General features: G+C 69.9%; 18 protein-coding genes. 3 read left to right on the top strand and 15 right to left on the bottom strand.

What is annotated here, in order from left to right:
- Positions 1-2: 2 nt before the first annotated feature.
- From alaS to NVV95_RS00335, 5 genes are all read right to left on the bottom strand, one after another.
- Positions 3-2,693, bottom strand: a complete 2,691-nt coding sequence (gene alaS, locus NVV95_RS00355) for an alanine--tRNA ligase (protein WP_259484562.1) — start codon at positions 2,691-2,693, stop codon at positions 3-5.
- A gap of 86 nt (positions 2,694-2,779) precedes the next feature.
- Entirely contained in the window at positions 2,780-2,989 is a 210-nt protein-coding gene (locus tag NVV95_RS00350) for a hypothetical protein (RefSeq protein WP_259484561.1), read from the bottom strand.
- Positions 2,990-3,046: 57 nt separating this feature from the next.
- Positions 3,047-3,484 (bottom strand): DUF948 domain-containing protein, encoded by a 438-nt coding sequence (locus NVV95_RS00345; protein WP_259484560.1) that lies wholly within the window; start codon positions 3,482-3,484, stop codon positions 3,047-3,049.
- 101 nt (positions 3,485-3,585) lie between these two features.
- Complete coding sequence (gene rpsD, locus NVV95_RS00340; RefSeq protein WP_259484559.1) at positions 3,586-4,215, bottom strand: 30S ribosomal protein S4; 630 nt, start codon at positions 4,213-4,215, stop codon at positions 3,586-3,588.
- Positions 4,216-4,408: 193 nt separating this feature from the next.
- Positions 4,409-5,812 carry a replication-associated recombination protein A gene (locus NVV95_RS00335; protein ID WP_259484558.1) on the bottom strand — a complete coding sequence of 468 codons (1,404 nt, stop codon included), beginning with the start codon at positions 5,810-5,812 and terminating at the stop codon, positions 4,409-4,411.
- A 60-nt stretch (positions 5,813-5,872) separates the two neighbouring features.
- Between NVV95_RS00335 and NVV95_RS00330 the strand changes: the two genes are divergently transcribed.
- The 3 genes from NVV95_RS00330 (at position 5,873) to NVV95_RS00320 (ending at position 8,662) form a co-directional block, all read left to right on the top strand.
- Complete coding sequence (locus NVV95_RS00330; protein WP_259484557.1) at positions 5,873-6,685, top strand: peptidylprolyl isomerase; 813 nt, start codon at positions 5,873-5,875, stop codon at positions 6,683-6,685.
- A 79-nt stretch (positions 6,686-6,764) separates the two neighbouring features.
- Positions 6,765-7,994, top strand: a complete 1,230-nt coding sequence (locus NVV95_RS00325; RefSeq protein WP_259484556.1) for a DUF349 domain-containing protein — start codon at positions 6,765-6,767, stop codon at positions 7,992-7,994.
- A 92-nt stretch (positions 7,995-8,086) separates the two neighbouring features.
- Entirely contained in the window at positions 8,087-8,662 is a 576-nt protein-coding gene (locus NVV95_RS00320) for a type IV toxin-antitoxin system AbiEi family antitoxin (protein ID WP_259484555.1), read from the top strand.
- Between the two features lie 30 nt (positions 8,663-8,692).
- On the opposite strand, the gene NVV95_RS00315 is transcribed toward NVV95_RS00320, so the two are convergent.
- The 10 genes from NVV95_RS00315 to thrS all read right to left on the bottom strand — a co-directional run bounded on the left by NVV95_RS00315 (position 8,693) and on the right by thrS (position 20,057).
- Positions 8,693-10,951, bottom strand: coding sequence for a RelA/SpoT family protein (locus NVV95_RS00315; protein WP_259484554.1), 2,259 nt, complete (start codon positions 10,949-10,951; stop codon positions 8,693-8,695).
- A gap of 121 nt (positions 10,952-11,072) precedes the next feature.
- Entirely contained in the window at positions 11,073-12,077 is a 1,005-nt protein-coding gene (gene secF / locus NVV95_RS00310; RefSeq protein WP_259484553.1) for a protein translocase subunit SecF, read from the bottom strand.
- A complete protein-coding gene (gene secD, locus NVV95_RS00305; RefSeq protein WP_259484552.1) occupies positions 12,077-13,792 on the bottom strand; it encodes a protein translocase subunit SecD in 1,716 nt (571 codons plus the stop codon). Before secD ends, secF begins: the two co-directional genes overlap by 1 nt.
- Before the next feature lie 68 nt (positions 13,793-13,860).
- On the bottom strand, positions 13,861-14,298 hold the full coding sequence (gene yajC, locus NVV95_RS00300; RefSeq protein ID WP_259484551.1) for a preprotein translocase subunit YajC: 438 nt from the start codon (positions 14,296-14,298) through the stop codon (positions 13,861-13,863).
- 79 nt (positions 14,299-14,377) lie between these two features.
- Positions 14,378-15,415, bottom strand: coding sequence for a Holliday junction branch migration DNA helicase RuvB (ruvB, locus tag NVV95_RS00295; RefSeq protein WP_259484550.1), 1,038 nt, complete (start codon positions 15,413-15,415; stop codon positions 14,378-14,380).
- The gene (gene ruvA, locus NVV95_RS00290; RefSeq protein WP_259484549.1) at positions 15,412-16,038 is read right to left on the bottom strand and encodes a Holliday junction branch migration protein RuvA; all 627 of its coding nucleotides are present in this window, start codon (positions 16,036-16,038) and stop codon (positions 15,412-15,414) included. The genes ruvB and ruvA overlap by 4 nt, the downstream gene beginning before the upstream one ends.
- The gene (ruvC, locus tag NVV95_RS00285) at positions 16,038-16,679 is read right to left on the bottom strand and encodes a crossover junction endodeoxyribonuclease RuvC (RefSeq protein ID WP_259484548.1); all 642 of its coding nucleotides are present in this window, start codon (positions 16,677-16,679) and stop codon (positions 16,038-16,040) included. The genes ruvA and ruvC overlap by 1 nt, the downstream gene beginning before the upstream one ends.
- A 33-nt stretch (positions 16,680-16,712) precedes the next feature.
- Entirely contained in the window at positions 16,713-17,477 is a 765-nt protein-coding gene (locus NVV95_RS00280; RefSeq protein WP_259484547.1) for a YebC/PmpR family DNA-binding transcriptional regulator, read from the bottom strand.
- Positions 17,478-17,502: 25 nt separating this feature from the next.
- Positions 17,503-18,078 (bottom strand): HIT family protein, encoded by a 576-nt coding sequence (locus NVV95_RS00275; RefSeq protein WP_259484545.1) that lies wholly within the window; start codon positions 18,076-18,078, stop codon positions 17,503-17,505.
- Positions 18,078-20,057 (bottom strand): threonine--tRNA ligase, encoded by a 1,980-nt coding sequence (thrS, locus tag NVV95_RS00270; protein ID WP_259484544.1) that lies wholly within the window; start codon positions 20,055-20,057, stop codon positions 18,078-18,080. The genes NVV95_RS00275 and thrS overlap by 1 nt, the downstream gene beginning before the upstream one ends.
- Positions 20,058-20,085: the final 28 nt, after the last annotated feature.

Genomic DNA, 20,085 nt, shown 5'->3' with positions numbered 1-20,085 from the left:
GCTCAAGCGGCCGTCGCTGCCTGCCCGATGGCCTCGAGCGCCGCGGGGATGGCTCCGACGTCGGTGCCGCCGCCCTGGGCGAGGTCGTCCTTGCCGCCGCCTCCGCCGCCGAGCACACCCGCGGCGATCTTGGCGAGGGCGCCCGCCTTGGCACCGACCGCGCGGGCGCCGTCGGTGGTCGCGACGATGACCACGGGCTTGCCGTTCACGGCGGCCGCGAGGGCGACGACCGCGGCCGCCGAGCCGCCGGAGACGAGCGCCTCGCGCACGCCGGTGGCCAGCTGGCGCACGTCGTCGGGCGAGCGCAGCTCACCGAGGTCGGCGGCCACCAGTGAGACCGCACCGGCCGGGCGCGCGGTGGCGGCGAGGGCCGGGATGCGCGTGGACAGCTGCGACGCCTCGAAGGCGGCGATCTTCTTCTCGGCCGCCTTGAGGTTCGCGGCCAGGTCGGCCACGCGGCTCGCGATCTCGTCGCGCGGTGCCTTCAGCGACGAGGTGAGCTGCGAGACGAGGGCGCGCTCGGCGGCGAACTCGCGGAACGCCTCGAGCCCGACGAGTGCCTCGACCCGGCGATTCGCCGACCCGATCGACGACTCCCCCTGCAGGTTGATCAGGCCGATCTGGGCGCTGGTCGACACGTGGGTGCCCGCGCAGAGCTCACGCGACCACGGACCGCCGATGTCGACCATGCGCACGACCTCGCCGTACTTCTCGCCGAACAGCGCCATGGCCCCCATCGAGCGGGCCTCGTCGAGCGGCAGCTCCCGGGTGACCACCTGCAGGTCGTCGCGGATGGCGTTGTTCGCGATCTCCTCGATCTCGGTGCGGGTGGCGAACGAGAGCGGCTGGTTCCACGAGAAGTCGAGGCGCATGTAGCCGGCCTTGTTGTACGAGCCGGCCTGGTGGGCCTCCTCGCCGAGCGTCTGCCGCAGGGCGGCGTGGATCAGGTGCGTCGCCGAGTGCGCCTGCGTCGCGCCGCGGCGCCACGACGGGTCGACCACGGTGCGCGCGGCGTCGCCGACGGCGACCTGGCCGCTCGTCACCTCGACGCGGTGGCTGATCAGCCCCTTCACCGGCTTCTGCACGTCGAGCACGGTGAGCTCGAAGCCGTTGCCGAGGATCGTGCCGGCGTCGGCCTCCTGCCCGCCCGACTCGGCGTAGAGCGCGGTCTCGGCGAGGATGATCTCGACCTGCTCCCCCGCCACCGCCGACGTCACCGAGACGCCGTCGACGATCAGGCCGAGCACGGGCGACTCCGCCTCGAGCTCGTCGTAGCCGCGGAACACGGTCTCGCCGAGGGCGCGGAACTGGCTGTAGACCGTCAGGTCGGTGATGCCGAGCTTCTTCGCCTTGGCGTCGGCCTTGGCGCGCTGCTTCTGCTCGGCCATCAGCGACTCGAAGGCCACGCGGTCGACCGCGAGGCCCGACTCCTCGGCGATCTCGAGGGTCAGGTCGATCGGGAAGCCGTAGGTGTCGTGCAGCAGGAACGCGGTGTCGCCGGCCAGCACGGGGGCGGGAGCGGTGCCCGAGGCGGCGGCCTGCTGCTTCACGGCGGCGACCGCGGTGTCGAGGATCGTCGTGCCGCCGGAGAGGGTACGGAGGAACGACTCCTCCTCGGCGTAGGCACCGCGCGAGATGCGCGAGAAGTCGGTCTCGACCTCGGGGTAGGCGGCCTTCATGGCGTCGCGCGAGGCGGTCAGAAGTTCGGGCATGGTCGCGGTGTCGACTCCGAGCAGCCGCATCGAGCGCACCGTGCGCCGCAGCAGTCGCCGCAGCACGTAGCCGCGCCCGTCATTGGACGGTGTGACGCCGTCGCTCATCAGCATCAGGGCGGAGCGGACGTGATCGGCGACCACGCGCATCCGCACGTCGTCGTCGTGGTCGGCGCCGTAGCGTCGGCCCGAGAGCTCGGCGGCGCGGTCGAGCACCGGTCGCACCTGGTCGATCTCGTAGAGGTTCTCGACGCCCTGCTTGAGGAACGCGACGCGCTCGAGGCCCATGCCGGTGTCGATGTTCTTGCGCGGCAGCTCGCCGAGGATCTCGAACTCGGTCTTCGACGTGCCCTCGCCGCGGAGGTACTGCATGAAGACGAGGTTCCAGATCTCGATGTAGCGGTTCTCGTCGGCCGCGGGGCCGCCCTCCGCGCCGTAGGCGGGGCCGCGGTCGAAGTAGATCTCCGAGCACGGGCCGGCGGGGCCGGGCTGGCCGGTCGACCAGTAGTTGTCCTCCTTGCCGAGCCGCTGGATGCGCGACGCCGGCACTCCCGCGACCCGCTTCCAGAGGTCGATGGCCTCGTCGTCGTCCTCGTACACGGTCACCCAGAGGTCGCGCTCGGCGAAACCGAGGCCGCCCTCGTTCTCGGGCGTGGTGAGCAGCTCCCAGGCGTACCCGATCGCGCCCTCCTTGAAGTAGTCGCCGAACGAGAAGTTGCCGTTCATCTGGAAGAAAGTGCCGTGCCGGGTCGTCTTGCCGACCTCCTCGATGTCGAGGGTGCGGATGCACTTCTGCACGCTCGTGGCGCGCGGGTACGGTGCGGGCACGAGCCCCGACAGGTAGGGGATGAACGGCACCATGCCGGCGACGGTGAACAGCAGCGACGGGTCGTCGGAGACGAGCGAGGCGGACGGCACGACGGTGTGGCCGCGTTCGCCGAAGAAGTCGAGCCAGCGGTTGCGGATGTCAGCGGTGAGCATGGGTGAAGTGGTGTTCCCGGTTCGGATCGGCGCGGAGTTCGGATCGGCATCGGGGGCCCGGGCTTGCGGCCCGGCCCCGGGCCGGACTACTTGGAGAGCTTGTCCCCGGCGTCGGAGATGGCGTCGCGCAGCTCGGCCTCGCGCTCGCGGTAGCCGTCGACGAGCGAGTCGCCGAACTCCTTGGTCTTGCGGTCGAGCTCGGAGAAGAACTCCTTGCCGCTCTTGGTCTGGTTCACCTGGTGGGCGACGGCGAAACCGACACCGACGCCGATGACGAGCCACAGGATCTTCTTCATTGCGTTCTCCTCGTTCGTGACGGGCGCACGCGGGCGGCCGTCAAGCCTGCATCAAGACTATCGCGTGGACTTCTTGGGCTTCTTCGCGGCGGTCTTCACGGTCTTGCCCGAGCGGCCGGAGCCGCCGGTGCCGTCGGCCTCCTTGGCCGTACGGAGGCTAGACATCCCCGCACGCACGGCGGCGCTGAAGCCCGCGAGGCGGATCAGCGGCCCGCCGACCGACGCCGCGAACAGCGCGACGAGCGACGTGACGTTGCCCGTCACCTCCTCGACGTTGCGGGTGATGACGTCGACCCGGGCGAGCTGCTTGTTCGCCTCCTGCACCGTGACGGTCGACTCGGCGAGGATCGGCGTGATGCCGTCGCTGACGTCCTTGATGGAGTCGCGGGTCTGGTCGAAGACGCCGCCGAGCTTCAGCAGCGGAACCGCGATCAGGCCCACCAGCACGGCGAACACTCCGGCGGCGATCAGGCCTGCGATATCTCCACCGGTCATGGTGACTCCTTCGGAAAAAGCGACCCGGACGACGCCGGATACGACGAGAGCGGGCCACCCCGTGGGCGACCCGCTCTCTAGTATGTCGTGACTCGTTGCTGCTAGCGGCCCGAGTAGTACTCGACGACGAGCTGCACCTCGCAGGTCACGGGGACCTGCGCGCGCTTCGGGCGGGCGACGAGGCGCGCCTGGAGCTTGTCGAGCTCGACCTCGAGGTACGCCGGGGTCTTCGGGAGCAGGTCGATGTGACCGCCGGCCGCGGCGACCTGGAAGGGCTCGGTGCCCTCGGAGCGCTGCTTGACGTGGATCATCTGGCCCGGCTTCACGCGGAAGGAGGGACGGTCGACGAGCTGGCCGTCGACGAGGATGTGGCGGTGCACGACCATCTGACGGGCCTGCGCGGTGGTGCGGGCGAAGCCGGCACGCAGCACGAGGGCGTCGAGACGCATCTCGAGCAGCTCGACCAGGTTCTCACCGGTCAGGCCCTTCGAGCGGCGGGCCTCTTCGAAGGCGATGGTCAGCTGCTTCTCGCGGATGCCGTACTGGGCACGCAGACGCTGCTTCTCGCGCAGACGGACGGCGTAGTCGCTGTCCTGCTTGCGCTTGGTGCGGCCGTGCTCACCGGGAGCGTAGGGGCGCTTCTCGAGGTACTTGGCCGCCTTCGGGGTGAGGGGGATGCCGAGCGCCCGGGAGAGGCGGGTCTTGCTGCGCGTACGCGACTTGGTAGCCACTTACGTCCTTTCGTAGAAGTTCTTACAAGATGGATTGCGCACGCGAGTGCGCGTGACTCCACAGGAGTCCAAGTAAGAGGGTTGTCGCCGGGCGGCTCGGCTAAAGAGCACTGTCCCGTTATCGAACGTCGATCGGCAGCCGCTCCGAAATGACGCTGATTAGGCGTCTACGAGAATAGCACAGCGGATGCCGTCAACCCGGCGTTCCCCGCGTGATGTCGCGGAGTTTCGCGAGCCGCGCCGAGACCTCCCGCTCGTGACCGTGATCGGTGGGGTCGTAGTAGACCTTCCCGGTCAGTTCGTCGGGCAGGTACTGCTGTCGCACCACTCCCACGTCGGTGTCGTGCGGGTACTTGTAGCCCTTGCCGTGGCCCAGCCGCTTCGCCCCCGCATAGTGCGCGTCGCGGAGGTGCTTGGGCACCCGGCCGAAGTTGCCGGCCTTCACGTCGGCGATGGCGGCGTTGATGCCGAGGTAGGCCGCGTTCGACTTCGGCGCGGTCGCCAGGTACACCACGGCCTCGGCGAGCGGCAGCCGCCCCTCGGGCATGCCGATCATCTGCACGGCCTCGGCCGCGGCGACCGCGATCGGCAGGGCCTGCGGGTCGGCGATGCCGATGTCTTCGGCTGCCAGGATGATCACCCGGCGCGCGATGAACCGCGGGTCTTCTCCGGCCTCGAACATGCGCGCGAGGTAGTGCAGCGAGGCGTCGACGTCGCTTCCGCGCACCGACTTGATGAAGGCGCTGATCACGTCGTAGTGCTCGTCGCCGTTGCGGTCGTAGCGCAGCAGGGCCCGGTCGACCGACTGCTCCAGCACCTCGGGGGTGATGACGGGCAGCGGATGCTCGCCGCCCGCTTCCTCGTCGTCCTCGTCGTCCTCGTCACCGTCGTGGCCCCCGGCTCCCGCACCCTCCACGGCCGCCAGCGCCGTGCCGGCCGACGCCTCGAGCGCCGTGAGAGCACGGCGGGCGTCACCCGAGGCCATGCGGATGATGGCGGCCCGCGCCTCGGGGTCGAGCTCCACCGTGCCGGCGAGCCCCCGTGCATCCGTCACCGCACGATCGATGAGCACACCGAGGTCGTCGTCGGTGAGCTGCTCGAGGGTGAGCAGCAGGGAGCGGGAGAGCAGCGGGGAGATGACGGAGAAGGACGGGTTCTCGGTGGTGGCGGCCACCAGGATGACCCAGCCGTTCTCGACCCCCGGCAGCAGCGCGTCTTGCTGCGCCTTGGTGAAGCGGTGGATCTCGTCGAGGAAGAGCACGGTCGACAGGCCGTAGAGGTCGCGGTTGCGGAACGCGTCCTCCATCACCTGCCGCACGTCTTTGACGCCGGCGGTGACGGCGGAGAGCTCGACGAACTTGCGGCCGGAGGAGTGCGCGATGGCCTGGGCGAGCGTGGTCTTGCCGGTGCCGGGCGGCCCCCAGAGGATGACGGACACCGAACCCGCCGCGCCGGTGCGATCGGTGGCGAGGTTGACGAGCGGCGAACCGGGCCGCAGGAGGTGACGCTGACCGGCCACTTCGTCGAGGCTTCTGGGGCGCATCCGCACAGCGAGAGGGACCGCCCCGGAGTGGAGTCCCGGTTGCTGAAGAGCCATGCGTCTAGGGTACTGTGATGGGCCGACAGCGCCCGGCGGATCGATGACACTGGAGGACCTGTGGCACCCAGCAACCAGGAGCGCGCGGCTCGTGAGGCCCGCACCCGTCTGCGCGAGTACCAGGCCCGGCAGCAGGCGCACACCGAGCGCATCCGCCGGCGCACCCGCGACAACGTGATCGCGGCGGTCGTGGTGGTCGTGCTGATCGCCGGCGTCACCGCCGCGCAGCTGTTTTACTTCAGCGGCGGCCCGGGCGCCACCGCGTCGTCGGCGGCTCCCACCGCGACCCCCGCCGCCACCGACTCCCCCACCGACGCGCCCGCGGCGGAAGGCGAGAACACCGGCGACGTTCCGGCGTCGACCATCGCCGAGGGCCGCGACTGGACCGGCACGATGACGATCAACGACGTGCCGCTCGGCATCACGCTCGACGGCGCCGCGGCCCCGCAGGCGGTCTCGGCCTTCATCTCGCAGGCGCAGTCGGGCTTCTTCACCGGCACCTCCTGCCACCGGCTCACCACGAGCGGCATCTTCGTGCTGCAGTGCGGCGACCCGACCGGCACGGGAACCGGCGGCCCGGGCTACAGCTACGGCCCGGTCGAGAACGCCCCCGCCGACGACGTGTACCCGGCGGGCACCCTCGCCATGGCCCGCCAGGGCGGCAACGGCTACAGCATGGGCAGCCAGTTCTTCATCGTCTACGACGACTCGACGATCCCCTCCGACGCCGCGGGCGGCTACACGGTGCTCGGGCAGATCACCTCGGGGCTCGACCAGCTCGACTCCTCGGTGATCGCGGCCGGCACCGCCGACGGCGCGAGCGACGGCAAGCCCGCCGCGTCGGCCGTCATCACCGACGTCACCGTCCAGTGACGCCGCGCGGCCCGTGCGCGGGTCGCGTCGTGCTCTAGGCTTGTGGCCGTACTCCAGACATCGTCGACAGGATGGTTCCGTGACCGATTCAGATCAGCACCCGTGGGGGCGAGTCGACGACGACGGCTCCGTCTACGTCCGTGAGGCCGAGGGCGAGCGTCTCGTCGGTCAGTACCCCGATGGCAGCAAAGACGAGGCCATCGCCTACTTCGAGCGCAAGTTCACCGACCTCGCCGGTCAGGTGACGCTGCTCGAGCAGCGGGCCAAGCGCGGCGCTCCGGCCGCCGACATCGCCAAGACCGTCACCTCGCTCTCGGCCTCCGTGGCGTCGGCGAACGCCGTCGGCGACCTGGCTGCGCTGCAGAAGCGCGTCGAGGCCTTGAAGTCGACGGTCTCCGAGATCACCGAGAAGCAGTCGGCCGAAGACAAGGCGCTCGTCGAGCAGGCCGTCGCCGACCGCACCGCGATCGTGGTCGAGATGGAGACCCTCGCCGGCCACGACCCGGCCAAGGCGCAGTGGAAGACCGTCACCTCGCAGATCGACCAGCTGTTCAGCCGGTGGCAGAAGCACCAGCAGGAGGGCCCCCGGCTCCCCCGCACCGAGGCGGGCGAGCTCTGGAAGCGGTTCCGCGAGGCCCGCACCTCGCTCGAGACCCAGCGCAAGGCGTTCTTCGCCGAGCTCGATCAGGTGCACCGCGACGCGCGCACCCGCAAGCAGGCGCTCGTCGAGCAGGCCGAGGCCCTCGAGGCGCGCGGCTCCGACGGCATCCCCGCCTACCGCGACCTGCTCGCCCAGTGGAAGGCCACGGGGCGCGCCGGCAAGAAATACGACGACGCGCTCTGGGACCGCTTCAAGGCGGCCGGCGACGTGCTGTACTCCGCTCGCAGCGAGGTCGTCGCGCGCGACGAGTCCGAGTTCGGCGAGAACCTCACGGCCAAGCTCGCGCTGCTCGACGAGGCCGAGCCGCTGCTGAAGGAGACCGACCGAACGAAGGCCCGGGAGGCCCTCATCTCGATCCAGCGTCGCTGGGACGAGATCGGCAAGGTCCCGCGCGATCAGGTCAAGCCCGTCGAGGAGCGCCTGCGCCGCGTCGAGGCCGCGGTGCGCAAGCTCGACGAGGAGCACTGGAGCCGCAACAACCCCGAGAAGAAGGCCCGCAGCGAAGGCCTCGCCTCGCAGCTCACCGGCGCGATCGACAAGCTGCAGCGCGAGATCGACGACGCGAAGGCCGCAGGCGACACCAAGAAGGTGGCCGAGCTGCAGGAGGCGCTCGACGCGCGCAAGGTCTGGCTCGACGCCCTGGGCTAGTCCTCTCCTCCACCGGCACGCGGGCCGGGGCGGTCATCCACAGATTCCGGATGCTCGTCCCGGCCTTCGCCGTCTCCTGGCACCATCGGGGCATGCCCCCTTCGCTGCCCTTCCTCCTCGACCGCACCGACCTGCATCTGGCGGAGCTCCACGCGGCTCGGCTCGACGGCGACCTCGTCGGAGTGGGCGACCGCTTCTCCCCCGCCGACATCGCCGGCACCGTCGACCTGCGGGGCGCTCGGGAGCTCCGGGCACTCTCCCTGCTGCCACGACTGCCCGTGGGTCTCGTGGTGGAGCGGCGCACCGCGGCGTGGCTGCACGGCGCGTGGGCCGCGCCGCCGGGGCCGCTCGAGCTGTGCGTACGCAGCGACCACCGCGTGCGGGTGGTGCCCGACGTCGCGTGGAGCGTTAGGCAGGCGGTGCTCCGGCCCGACGAGCTCATCCTGGTGCGGGGCGTGTTGTCGACCACGCCGCTCCGCACGGCGCTCGACCTGCTGCGCCTTCCTCCCGACGACCGCTATGACGGCCGGCACCGCAGCGCGGTGATCACGCTGCTCCTGATGCAGACCTCGGGGCGCGAGCGGGCGGCGGCGGCCCTGCACCGGTCACCGCACCTGCCGCACAAGCAGCGCGCCCTCGACCGCCTGGCCGCGCTCAGCCTCCGCTGACGCGGCAGCAGTGCCGCCGGCCGGGCGCGCTCAGCCTCCGCTGACGCGGTACACGTCGTACACGGCGTCGATGCGCCGCACCGCGTTCAGCACACGATCGAGGTGGGTCGTGTCGCCCATCTCGAACACGAAGCGGCTGATCGCCAGGCGATCGCTCGACGTGCTCACCGAGGCCGAGAGGATGTTCACGTGGTGCTCCGACAGAACGCGCGTGACGTCGGAGAGCAGCCCCGAGCGGTCGAGGGCCTCGACCTGGATCTGCACGAGGAACACGCTCTTCGACGACGGCGCCCACTCGACGTCGATCATGCGCTCGGGCTCGTTCAGTAGCGATGCCACGTTGTGGCAGTCGGACTGGTGCACCGAGACGCCGGAACCCCGCGTCACGAAGCCCACGATCGGGTCGCCGGGCACCGGCGTGCAGCACTTGGCGAGCTTGACCAGGATGTCGGGGGCGCCTCGCACCAGCACACCCGAGTCGCTGTGCGTGACCCGGGGACGGTTGCCCACGAACACGTCGAGATCGGAGTCGTCGCTCTCGACCTCCGTCTGCAGCGACGCGAGCACCTTCTCGATCACCGACTGGGTCGAGATGTGACCCTCGCCGATGGCCGCGTACAGCCCCGAGACGTTGTCGTAGTGCAGCTGCGAGGCCACGTCGGCGATGGAGTCCTGGCTCATCAGCTTCTGCAGCGGAAGGTTCTGCTTGCGCATCGCGCGGGCGATGGCGTCGCGGCCCTGCTCGATGGCCTCGTCGCGCCGCTCCTTGGTGAACCACTGACGGATCTTGTTGCGCGCCCGCGGGCTCTGCACGAAGCTCAGCCAGTCCTGCGACGGGCCGGAATCCGGGTTCTTCGAGGTGAACACCTCGACGACGTCGCCGGAGCCGAGGGTGGAGTCCAGCGGCACCAGCCGCCCGTTGACCTTGGCGCCCATGGTGCGGTGCCCCACCTCGGTGTGCACGGCGTAGGCGAAGTCGACCGGGGTCGCCCCGGCGGGCAAGCCGATCACCTTACCCTTGGGGGTAAAGACGTAGACCTCCTTCGCCCCGATCTCGAAGCGCAGCGAGTCGAGGAACTCCCCGGGGTCGACGGTCTCGGCCTGCCAATCGCTGATGCGGGCGAGCCAGGCCATGTCGGTGTCGGGCATGCCGGCGGGGGCGGTCGACGACGACTTGCCGCCGTTCATCCGCTCCTTGTACTTCCAGTGCGCCGCCACACCGAACTCGGCGCGCTGGTGCATCTCGGTGGTGCGGATCTGGATCTCGACGGGACGGCCACCCGGCCCGATCACCGTGGTGTGCAGCGACTGGTACAGGTTGAACTTCGGCGTCGCGATGTAGTCCTTGAACCGGCCGGGGATCGGGTTCCAGCGCGCGTGGATCGAGCCGAGCACGGCGTAGCAGTCGCGCACGGTGTTCACCAGCACGCGGATGCCCACGAGGTCGTAGATCTCGTCGAACTCGCGGCCGCGCACGATCATCTTCTGGTAGATCGAGTAGTACTGCTTGGGGCGGCCGACCACCTTGCCGCGGATCCGGCCCGACTTGAGGTCGTCGCCGACGGCGTCGATGACCTGCTGCACGTACTCCTCGCGCTGCGGGGTGCGCTGGCGCACGAGGTTCTCGATCTCGACGTAGAGCTTCGGGTACAGCACGGCGAACGAGAGGTCCTCGAGCTCCCACTTGATCGACTGGATGCCCAGGCGGTGCGCCAGCGGCGCATAGATCTCGAGGGTCTCCTTGGCCTTGCGGGCCGCCGACTCGGCGGGCACGAAGCCCCAGGTGCGCGCGTTGTGCAGCCGGTCGCAGAGCTTGATGATCAGCACGCGGATGTCGCGGGACATCGCCACGATCATCTTGCGCACGGTCTCGGCCTGGGCGCTGTCGCCGTACTTCACCTTGTCGAGCTTGGTGACGCCGTCGACGAGCATCGCGACCTCGTCGCCGAAGTCGTGCCGCAGCATGTCGAGCGAGTACTCGGTGTCCTCCACCGTGTCGTGCAGCAGGGCGGCGGCGACGGCCTTCGAGCCGAGCCCGAGCTCGGCGAGGATCTGCGCCACGGCGATCGGGTGCGTGATGTACGGCTCGCCGCTCCGGCGCTTCTGTCCGTCGTGCGCCTTCTCGGCGGTGGCGTAGGCGCGCTCGAGGATGGTGAGGTCGGCTTTCGGGTGGTTCGTGCGCACCGTGCGCAGCAGCTCGTCGACCGCACCGGCCGGCTGGGCGCGGGAGAACAGGCGCGGAACGAGACGTCGCAGCGTCGCGGTCGAGGTGGTGCTCGTCTCGGTCATGTCAGGCCTCCACGTCGATTATCCCCCAGCGCGGAGGCACCGATGCACGCGGCGGCCCGGAAGCACGCCGGGCCCTGCCGCACACCCGGGTTCGGATGCGCGGCAGGGCCCGGACGGACGATCAGGCGGAGGCGACGGCCGTCTTGGCCGCGCGCTCCCGATCGGCTTCGACGCGGGCGTCGTGCTTGCGCATCTTCGCCTCGTTCTGCCGGAACTGCACGTACAGCGGCGCCGCCACGAAGATCGTGGAGTACGTGCCGACGATGATGCCGATCAGCAGCGCGAGCGAGATGTCGCGCAGGGTCGAGGCGCCGAGCACGAACGACCCGATGATGAGGATGGACGCCACCGGCAGGGCGGCCACGATCGAGGTGTTGATCGACCGCACGAGCGTCTGGTTGATCGCGAGGTTCACCATCTCGGGGAACGTCTGCGTGCCGCGCTCAGTCATACCGGCCGTGTTCTCGCGGATCTTGTCGAACACCACCACGGTGTCGTAGAGCGAGTAGCCGAGGATCGTCAGGAACCCGATCACCGCGGCGGGGGTGATCTCCAGCCCGGTCAGACCGTAGACGCCCGCCGTGATCACGAGGTCGTGCAGCAGCGCGATCAGCGCCGCCGCCGCCATCTTCCAGGTGCGGAAGTACAGCGCCATGAACACGGCCACCAGCACGAGGAAGATCACGAGGCCCCGGATGGCCTGGGTCGTGATGTCCTGGCCCCAGGTCGCCCCGATGAAGGAGGTGGTGACGTCGTCGGCCGGCACACCGTAGGCGGTGGCCAGGGCATCCTGAACCGTCGAGGTCTGCGTCTTGTCGAGCTCGTCGGTCTGCACGCGCACCGAGTCGCCACCGAGGGTGCTGACCCGGGGGTTCACGCCGGGGGCCGCCTCGTTCACGGCGTTCGTCGCGAGCGTCTGGTCCATGGTCGAGACCTGGGACACGGTGAACTCCGAGCCACCGCGGAACTCGATGCCAAACTCGTAGCCGCCGCGCAGCCACGGACCGATCAGGGCCACCAGCACGAGCACCGCCGAGATGATGTACCAGATGCGGCGGCGACCGACGAAGTCGATCGAGCGCTTGCCCGAGTAGAGGTCGTTTCCGAATTGGGAGAAGCTGGCCATCAGGAGTTCTTCCCCTCGTCGGTCGTGCGGGTCGAGCCGGTGCCGCTCGCGGAGAGTTCGGCGGCCTTGCGCTCGGCGATGGTCTGGCGCTTCACGGCCTCCCGGCTCGACGAGCCCTTCTTGGCCGCCGTGACGCTCGCGGACGGCGCCCGGAACTGGGCCCGTCCGCGGTAGACCGCGCCGAGGGCGCGCGGGTCGAGACCCGAGAGCTTGTGACCGTCGCGGAAGAACGGCAGCTCGGCGAGCAGCGTCATGAGCGGGTGCGTGAACAGCATCACCACGACGATGTCGACGATGGTCGTGAGACCCAGCGTGAACGCGAAGCCGCGCACGTTGCCGACGGCGAGAACGTAGAGCACGGCGGCGGCAAGGAAGTTCACGGCGTCGGAGGCGGTGATCGTGCGGATCGCGCGCTTCCAGCCGGCCTGCACCGAGGAGTTCAGAGCCCGCCCGTCGCGCAGCTCGTCTCGTATTCGCTCGAAGTAGACGATGAAGGAGTCGGCCGTGATGCCGATCGCGACGATGAGACCCGCGACGCCGGCGAGCGACAGCCGGAAGTCGATGCGCCACGACATCAGCGTCACCAGGAGGTAGGTGAGCGCCGCCGCCACGACGAGCGAGGCGATGGTGACCGTGCCGAGCAGGCGGTACTGCAGCAGCGAGTAGATCACCACGAGGATCAGGCCGATCGCGCCGGCGATGAGGCCGGAAAGCAGCTGCGTCGATCCGAGCGTCGCCGAGATGGCCTCGGAGGACTGCGTGGTGAAGCCGATCGGCAGCGCGCCGAACTTCAGCTGGTCGGCGAGCGTCTGCGCGGAGTCCTGCGTGAACGAGCCCGAGATCTGGGCCTTGCCGTCGGTGAAGGCGCCTCCGGTGGTGGGGGCGGTGATCACCTTGCCGTCGAGCACGATGGCGAACTGGTTCTGCACGCCCTGCAGGCCGAACAGCCGGGTGGTGACGTCGGCGAACTTCTGGGTGCCGGCGTCGTTGAACGAGATGTCGACGACCCACTGGCCGGTGGAGGCGCCCTGCTGCGTGGTGGCGACGCCGGCCGAGGCGTCGGCGATGTCGGCGCCCTCGATCTCGACAGGCCCGAGCAGGTACTTCACGCCGTTGTCGTCACAGGTGACGAGCGGCTGGTCGGCGGGGGCCTGACCGGCGTCCTCCGCGGCCTCGGACGCGCAGTCGAAGCTGTCGAACTGCGCCTGCAGAGCGGGCGTCACGTAGGCCAGGTCGCTGCCGTTGGTGGGCGTCGCGGTGGGAACCGTGGACAGGCTCGGGTCGGGCGACGCGCTCGGCGAGGTGGACGCCGACGGCGTGGCGACGCCGGCCAGCAGCACCGCGCGGAAGTCGAGCTTCGCGGAGGACTCGATGCGGTTCAGCGTGGCGTCGTCGGGCTGACCCGGAATCGACACGACGACGTTGCGGGCACCCTGCGTGGTGACCTCGGCCTCGGAGACACCGCTGGCGTCCACACGCTGCCGGATGATCGACACCGCCTGGTCGAGCTGCTCGGCCGAGACCTCCTGCCCCGACTCGAGCTTCGGGGTCAGGATGATCTGCGTGCCGCCCTCGAGGTCGAGGGCGAGCTTCGGGGTCCACGTGGCGGTGCTGAACAGCACGCCTCCAGCGATCGTGCCGATCAGGACCGCGAAGATCACTCCGAGCCAGATCAGCGTCTTCCACGCCTTCTTCACGGCGGTCGATTGTGCCACCAGTTACTCAGCTTTCTGTTCGCTCGAGCGCCATCGCGACGAGCGTGAGTCAGAGGTCGGACGAGTTGTTACTCGTCGCCCTTCTTGTCGGACTTTGCGGCGGAGTCGGGGGCATCCGTGATTCGGGTGGAGGGACCGTCGAGCAGCGGCGACGCGCTCGAGTCGGTGGGCTCGTCGAGGCGTTCGCCGTAGGCGGGCTCGCCGTCGAGGGCGACCGGCTCGTCGACCGGGGCCAGGGGCGAGGGGGTGACGACGCGGGTGACCGTCTGGCGGTGAACCTTCAGCACGGTGCCGGGGGTGGTCTCGAGGAGGACCTGGTTCTCCTCGTCGTCCATCTCGAGCACGGTGCCGTACACGCCGAAGTTCGTCATGACCTCGGCGCCCACCGCCACCTTGCTCTGCAGCTCCTGGGCCTCGCGCTGGCGCTTGCGGCTGTTGCGGAACATGAAGATCACCAGCACGGCCAGGACGACCAGCATGACGATGGTTAACGGATCGAATGCCATGAAAAACGGCGCCTTCCAGATGGTGGGGGTTGTTGAGCGAGGAACAGCTTAGGGTGCTGAGCCTGAAGACCAGCTTGAATTATAGGTCATCGCCGAAGAGGGCCGCGGAATCGCGCTCCAGGCCGAAGTGCGCCCAGCCCGACTTCGTGGCGATCCGGCCTCGCGGCGTGCGCGAGATCAGGCCGATCCGCACGAGGAACGGCTCGACGACCGCCTCGATGGTCTCGCCCTCCTCGCCGACCGACACGGCCAGGGTGTTGAGCCCCACGGGGCCGCCGTCGAAGCGCTGCAGGATGGTGGTCATCACGGCGCGGTCGAGGCGGTCGAGGCCGAGCTCGTCGACGTCGTAGAGCTCCAGGGCGGCGCGCACGGCGGCGAGGGTCGCCCCGGTGCCGGCCACGAGCGCGAAGTCGCGCACCCGCCGCAGCAGGCGGTTCGCGATGCGGGGCGTGCCCCGGGAGCGCGACGCGATCTCGCGCAGCGACTCCTCCTCGATCTCGACGCCGAGCAGCGCGGCCGCACGGTGCAGCACGCGCACGAGCTCGTCGGTCTCGTAGAACTCCAGGTGGGCCGTGAAGCCGAAGCGGTCTCGCAGGGGGTTCGGCAGAAGCCCGGCCCGGGTGGTCGCGCCGACCAGGGTGAACGGCGCCAGGTCGAGCGGGATGCTCGTCGCCCCCGCCCCCTTGCCCACCATGATGTCGATGCGGAAGTCCTCCATCGCGAGGTAGAGCATCTCCTCGGCCGAGCGGGCCATGCGGTGGATCTCGTCGATGAACAGCACCTCGCCCGGCACGAGCGACGACAGCACGGCCGCGAGGTCGCCGGCGTGCTGGATGGCCGGGCCGCTCGTCATGCGCAGCGGACGCCCGGTCTCGTGCGCCACGATCATGGCGAGTGTGGTCTTGCCGAGGCCGGGAGGGCCGGCGAGCAGGATGTGGTCGGGCGTCCTGTCCTGCATCGCGGCCGCGTCGAGCAGCAGCTGGAGCTGGCCGCGCACCTTGCGCTGCCCCACGAACTCCGCGAGCGACTTGGGGCGCAGGGCTCCCTCGAACGCGATCTCGGCGTCGCCCTCGACCTCGGGATTGACGACCTCGTTCCCGTCGAACCCGGGCGTCATCGCGCTCCCCCGGTGTTCTTCGCCGGGCCGAGCACGGCGAGGGCGAGCCGCAGCAGGGTCTGCACGTTGCCGGCGTCGGCGGCCGAGGCGGCCTCGAGCACCTCGTCGAGAGCGGCGGTGGCGCTCCGCTCGGGGTAGCCGAGGCCCACCAGCGCGCGCTCGACGTTGCCGCGCACGACGGGCGAGGGGCCGGCCGAGGGCTCGGCGGGCGCCTCGACCTGGCGCACGGCGAGCTTGCCGGCCAGCGAGACGATGATGAGCTTGGCGGTCTTCGGGCCGATGCCCGAGACCTTGCGGAAGACGGCGTCGTCCTCCCGGGCGACGGCGGAGGCGACCTCGTTCGGCGTCACCTCGGCGAGCACGCCGAGCGCCGACTTCGGGCCCACCCCGGTGACGCCGACGAGCGCCGAGAAGATGTCGAGCGAGTCCTGGTCGGGGAAGCCGAACAGCGACAGGCTGTCCTCCCGCACGATCAGGGTCGTCAGCACGGTCGTCTCCGAGCCGGTGCGGAGCGAGAGGGCGTGCCGCGGGGTGACGGCCACCGAGAACCCGACACCGCCCACGTCGATGACGGCGGTACCGCCCGAGAGGGAGAGCACGGTGCCGCGCAAGGCTGAGATCATCAGACCAGCCTACGGGCGGCCACCCGCGACTTCGTCCCTTGCTCGGCGGCGCGCCACGCCTGCTGCGCCGGGGTGAGTCCGGATGCTCCGCCGCCGCCCGCGGACGAGGCCGACGCGCCGCCCCCGGACGATCCGGCACCACCGCCCGACGCACCGCCCGAGCTCCCGAGCGGCAGTCGCCAGGCGTGGCAGATCGCGAGGGCCAGAGCATCCGCCGCATCGGCCGGACGCGGGATCTCGTCGAGCTTCAGCACCTTGGCCACCATCGTGCCGACCTGCTTCTTGTCGGCCTGCCCGTACCCGGTGACCGCGGCCTTCACCTCGGACGGCGTGTGCAGCCCGACGGGAAGCGACCGGCGCGCCGCCGCGAGCAGCGCGAGACCGCTCACCTGGGCCGTGCCCATCACGGTGCGCACGTTGTGCTGCGCAAACACCCGCTCCACCGCGAGGTGGTCGGGCCGGTGCTCGTCGAGCACCGCCTCGATGCCGGCGGCGACCGCCAGGAGGCGGAGTTCGAGCGGCATCTCGGGCGGGGTCTGGATGACCGAGACGTGCACGAGCACGGCCGTGCGGGTCGGCGAAACGTCGACCACGCCGACGCCGCAGCGGGTGAGCCCGGGGTCGATGCCGATAACCCTCATGTCGCGCCCTTCCGGCCGCTCGGTGCCAGTCGGCTAGTCGGACTCGTTCTCGAGCTCGGCCTGCACCTCGGCGGTCAGATCCATGTTCGTGTACACGTTCTGCACGTCGTCGGAGTCCTCCAGCCCGTCGATCAGCCGGAACACCTTGCGGGCCGTCTCGGCGTCGGCCTCGACCTGGAGGCTGGCGACGAACTCGACGTCGGCCGAGTCGTAGTCGATGCCGGCCTCCTGCAGCGCGGTGCGCGCGGCGACCATGTGCGACGGGTCGGTGAGCACCTCGAAGGTCTCGCCACGGTCGGTGACCTCTTCCGCCCCGGCGTCGAGCACGGCCATCAGCACGTCGTCCTCGCTGAGCTCACCGGCGTGGGCGACGGTGATGACGCCTTTGCGGCTGAAGTTGTAGGCCACGCTGCCCGGGTCGGCCATGGTGCCGCCGTTGCGGGTCATCGCCGTGCGCACGTCGGCCGCGGCCCGGTTCTTGTTGTCGGTGAGGCACTCGATCAGCAGCGCGACGCCGTTGGGGCCGTAGCCCTCGTACATGATCGTGTGGTAGTCGATGACCTCACCGGTGAGGCCGGCACCGCGCTTGATCGCGCGGTCGATGTTGTCGTTCGGCACCGAGGTCTTCTTGGCCTTCTGCACCGCGTCGACGAGGGTCGGGTTGCCCGACATGTCGGCTCCGCCGATCTTGGCGGCCACCTCGATGTTCTTGATGAGCTTCGCGAACGACTTCGCACGGCGAGCGTCGATGACGGCCTTCTTGTGCTTGGTCGTCGCCCATTTGGAATGTCCGGACACGAGAATCTCCTTCGGAAGTCGGTGGTCAGTCTACTTGAGGCCAGGCCGCCTGGATCGTGGCGCGCACGTCGCCGAGCAGCTGCGGCAGGGCTTTGGTGCGCGCGATGATCGGGAAGAAGTTCGCGTCGGAGGCCCAGCGGGGCACGATGTGCTGGTGCAGGTGACCGGCGACGCCGGCGCCGGCGACCCGGCCCTGGTTCATGCCGATGTTGAAGCCGTCGCAGTTCGACACGGCCGTGAGCACCCGCATGGCCGTCTGCGTGAGGCTCGCGATCTCGGCCACCTCGGCATCCGTCGCCAGGTCGTACGTCGATACGTGCCGGTACGGGCAGACGAGCAGGTGGCCGGAGTTGTACGGGAAGAGGTTGAGCAGCACGTAGGCGTGCTCGCCCCGGGCGACGATCAGCCCCTCCTCGTCGGAGAGCGTGGGGGCACGATCGAACGGGCACTCGTCGATGTGCGGCTGCGGGCCGCCCTCGATGTAGACCATGCGGTGCGGGGTCCACAGGCGCTGGAACTCGTCGGGCACGCCCGCGAAGCCGTCGGAGCCCTCGAGCTCGACGGCCTCCGGCTCGACCCCGTCGACCGGCTCGCGCTCCATCAGAGCTGACCGGCGGAGGTGACCTGCAGGTGCTTCTCGACACTCGCCACGATGCGCTCGATCGCCTCGTCAGCGGCCACGCCGTTCTCCTGCGAACCGTCGCGGAAGCGGAAGCTCACCGAGCCGGCCGCCACGTCCTCGCCTCCGGCGATCAGCAGCACGGGCACCTTGTCCTTGGTGTGGGTGCGGATCTTCTTCTGCATGCGCTCGGCCGAGTCGTCGAGTTGCGCGCGGATGCCGCGCTTCTTCAGCCGGCGGATGACCTCGGCGAGGTAGTCGGCGTGGTCGTCGGCGATCGGGATGCCCACCACCTGCACCGGCGCGAGCCAGACCGGGAACGCCCCGGCGTAGTGCTCGAGCAGGATGGCGAAGAAGCGCTCGATCGAGCCCAGCAGCGCGCGGTGGATCATCACGGGCTGCTGACGAGTGCCGTCGGGCGCCGTGTACTCCAGCTCGAACAGCTCGGGCTGATTGAAGTCGAGCTGGATGGTCGACAGCTGCCAGGTGCGGCCGATGGCGTCGCGCGCCTGCACCGAGATCTTCGGGCCGTAGAACGCCGCTCCCCCGGGATCGGGAACGAGCTCCAGGCCGGAGGCCAGGGCGACCTCGCGGAGGGTCTCGGTCGCGGTCTCCCACATCTCATCGGTGCCGACCGACTTCTCGGGGTCGCGGGTCGACAGCTCGAGGTAGAAGTCGTCGAGGCCGTAGCCGCGGAGCACCTCCAGCATGAAGTCGATCTGGCGGGTGAGCTCCTCGCGCACCTCGCTCTGCGCGACGTAGATGTGGGCGTCGTCCTGCGTCAGGCCGCGCACGCGGGTGAGGCCGGAGAGGGTGCCGCTCTTCTCGTAGCGGTAGACCGTGCCGAACTCCGCCAGGCGCAGGGGCAGCTCGCGGTAGCTGCGGCCGCGCGCCCGGAACACCAGGTTGTGCATCGGGCAGTTCATCGGCTTGAGGTAGTAGTCCTGGCCCTGGCGGGTGATGTTGCCGTCGGCGTCCTGCTCCTCGTCGAGGTGCATCGCGGGGAACATGCCGTCCTTGTACCAGTGCAGGTGCTGGCTGGTCTCGAACAGGTGCGCCTTGGTGATGTGCGGGGTGTTCACCAGCTCGTAGTCGTTGGCCACCAGCTGACGGCGCAGGTAGTCCTCGATCTGCGAGCGGATGATGCCGCCCTTCGGGTGGAAGACCGCGAGGCCCGAGCCGATCTCGTCGGGGAAGGAGAACAGGTCGAGCTCGGCGCCGAGCTTGCGGTGGTCGCGCTTGGCGGCCTCCTCGAGGCGGGTCTGGTAGGCGCGCAGCTCGTCCTTGGTGGGCCAGGCGGTGCCGTAGACGCGCTGCAGCTGCTTGTTCTTCTCGGAGCCGCGCCAGTACGCCGCCGCGAGGCGGGTGAGCGCGAAGCCGTTGCCGATCATCCGCGTGCTCGGCAGGTGCGGGCCGCGGCAGAGGTCCTTCCAGACGGTCTCGCCGGTCTTCGGGTCGACGTTGTCATAGATGGTGAGCTCGGCGCCGCCGACCTCGACCGACTCGTTGTCGCCGTTCAGCTCGGCGTCGTCGGCCGAGCCGCCCTTCAGCCCGATCAGCTCGAGCTTGTAGGGCTCGTCGGCGAGCTCGGCCCGCGCCTCGTCCTCGGTGACGACGCGGCGCACGAAGCGCTGGCCGGCGCGCACGATGCGCTCCATGCCCTTCTCGATGGCCTTCAGGTCTTCGGGGGTGAAGGGCTCGGCGACGTCGAAGTCGTAGTAGAAGCCGTCGGTCACGGGCGGGCCGATGCCGAGCTTCGCCTCGGGGTTGATGGCCTGCACGGCCTGGGCGGCCACGTGGGCGGCCGAGTGGCGCAGGATGGCCAGGCCGTCGGGGCTGTCGATCGTGACGGGCTCGACGGTGTCGTCGTCGGACACGGTCGTGGCGAGGTCTTTCAGCTCTCCGTTGACGCGGAGGGCCACGACGGCCCGGTCGGTGAAGAGGTCGAATCCAGTTGCCACGCTCGCATGCTCCCTAGCTGTCGGTGCA

Source organism: Herbiconiux gentiana (genome assembly GCF_024978135.1).
Taxonomy (GTDB): Bacteria; Actinomycetota; Actinomycetes; order Actinomycetales; family Microbacteriaceae; genus Herbiconiux; species Herbiconiux gentiana.
The sequence above is the reverse complement of the archived record's forward strand: the minus strand, read 5'-3'. Positions and strand labels throughout refer to the sequence as shown.

Excerpts from the sequence above, each read along its gene's own strand:
- alaS (WP_259484562.1), bottom strand. The coding sequence starts at position 2,693 with ATGCTCACCGCTGACATCCGCAACCGCTGGCTCGACTTCTTCGGCGAA.
- NVV95_RS00350 (WP_259484561.1), bottom strand. The coding sequence starts at position 2,989 with ATGAAGAAGATCCTGTGGCTCGTCATCGGCGTCGGTGTCGGTTTCGCC.
- NVV95_RS00345 (WP_259484560.1), bottom strand. The coding sequence starts at position 3,484 with ATGACCGGTGGAGATATCGCAGGCCTGATCGCCGCCGGAGTGTTCGCC.
- NVV95_RS00335 (WP_259484558.1), bottom strand. The coding sequence starts at position 5,812 with ATGGCTCTTCAGCAACCGGGACTCCACTCCGGGGCGGTCCCTCTCGCT.
- NVV95_RS00320 (WP_259484555.1), top strand. The coding sequence starts at position 8,087 with ATGCCCCCTTCGCTGCCCTTCCTCCTCGACCGCACCGACCTGCATCTG.
- NVV95_RS00315 (WP_259484554.1), bottom strand. The coding sequence starts at position 10,951 with ATGACCGAGACGAGCACCACCTCGACCGCGACGCTGCGACGTCTCGTT.
- secF (WP_259484553.1), bottom strand. The coding sequence starts at position 12,077 with ATGGCCAGCTTCTCCCAATTCGGAAACGACCTCTACTCGGGCAAGCGC.
- yajC (WP_259484551.1), bottom strand. The coding sequence starts at position 14,298 with ATGGCATTCGATCCGTTAACCATCGTCATGCTGGTCGTCCTGGCCGTG.
- ruvB (WP_259484550.1), bottom strand. The coding sequence starts at position 15,415 with ATGACGCCCGGGTTCGACGGGAACGAGGTCGTCAATCCCGAGGTCGAG.
- ruvA (WP_259484549.1), bottom strand. The coding sequence starts at position 16,038 with ATGATCTCAGCCTTGCGCGGCACCGTGCTCTCCCTCTCGGGCGGTACC.
- ruvC (WP_259484548.1), bottom strand. The coding sequence starts at position 16,679 with ATGAGGGTTATCGGCATCGACCCCGGGCTCACCCGCTGCGGCGTCGGC.
- NVV95_RS00275 (WP_259484545.1), bottom strand. The coding sequence starts at position 18,078 with ATGGAGCGCGAGCCGGTCGACGGGGTCGAGCCGGAGGCCGTCGAGCTC.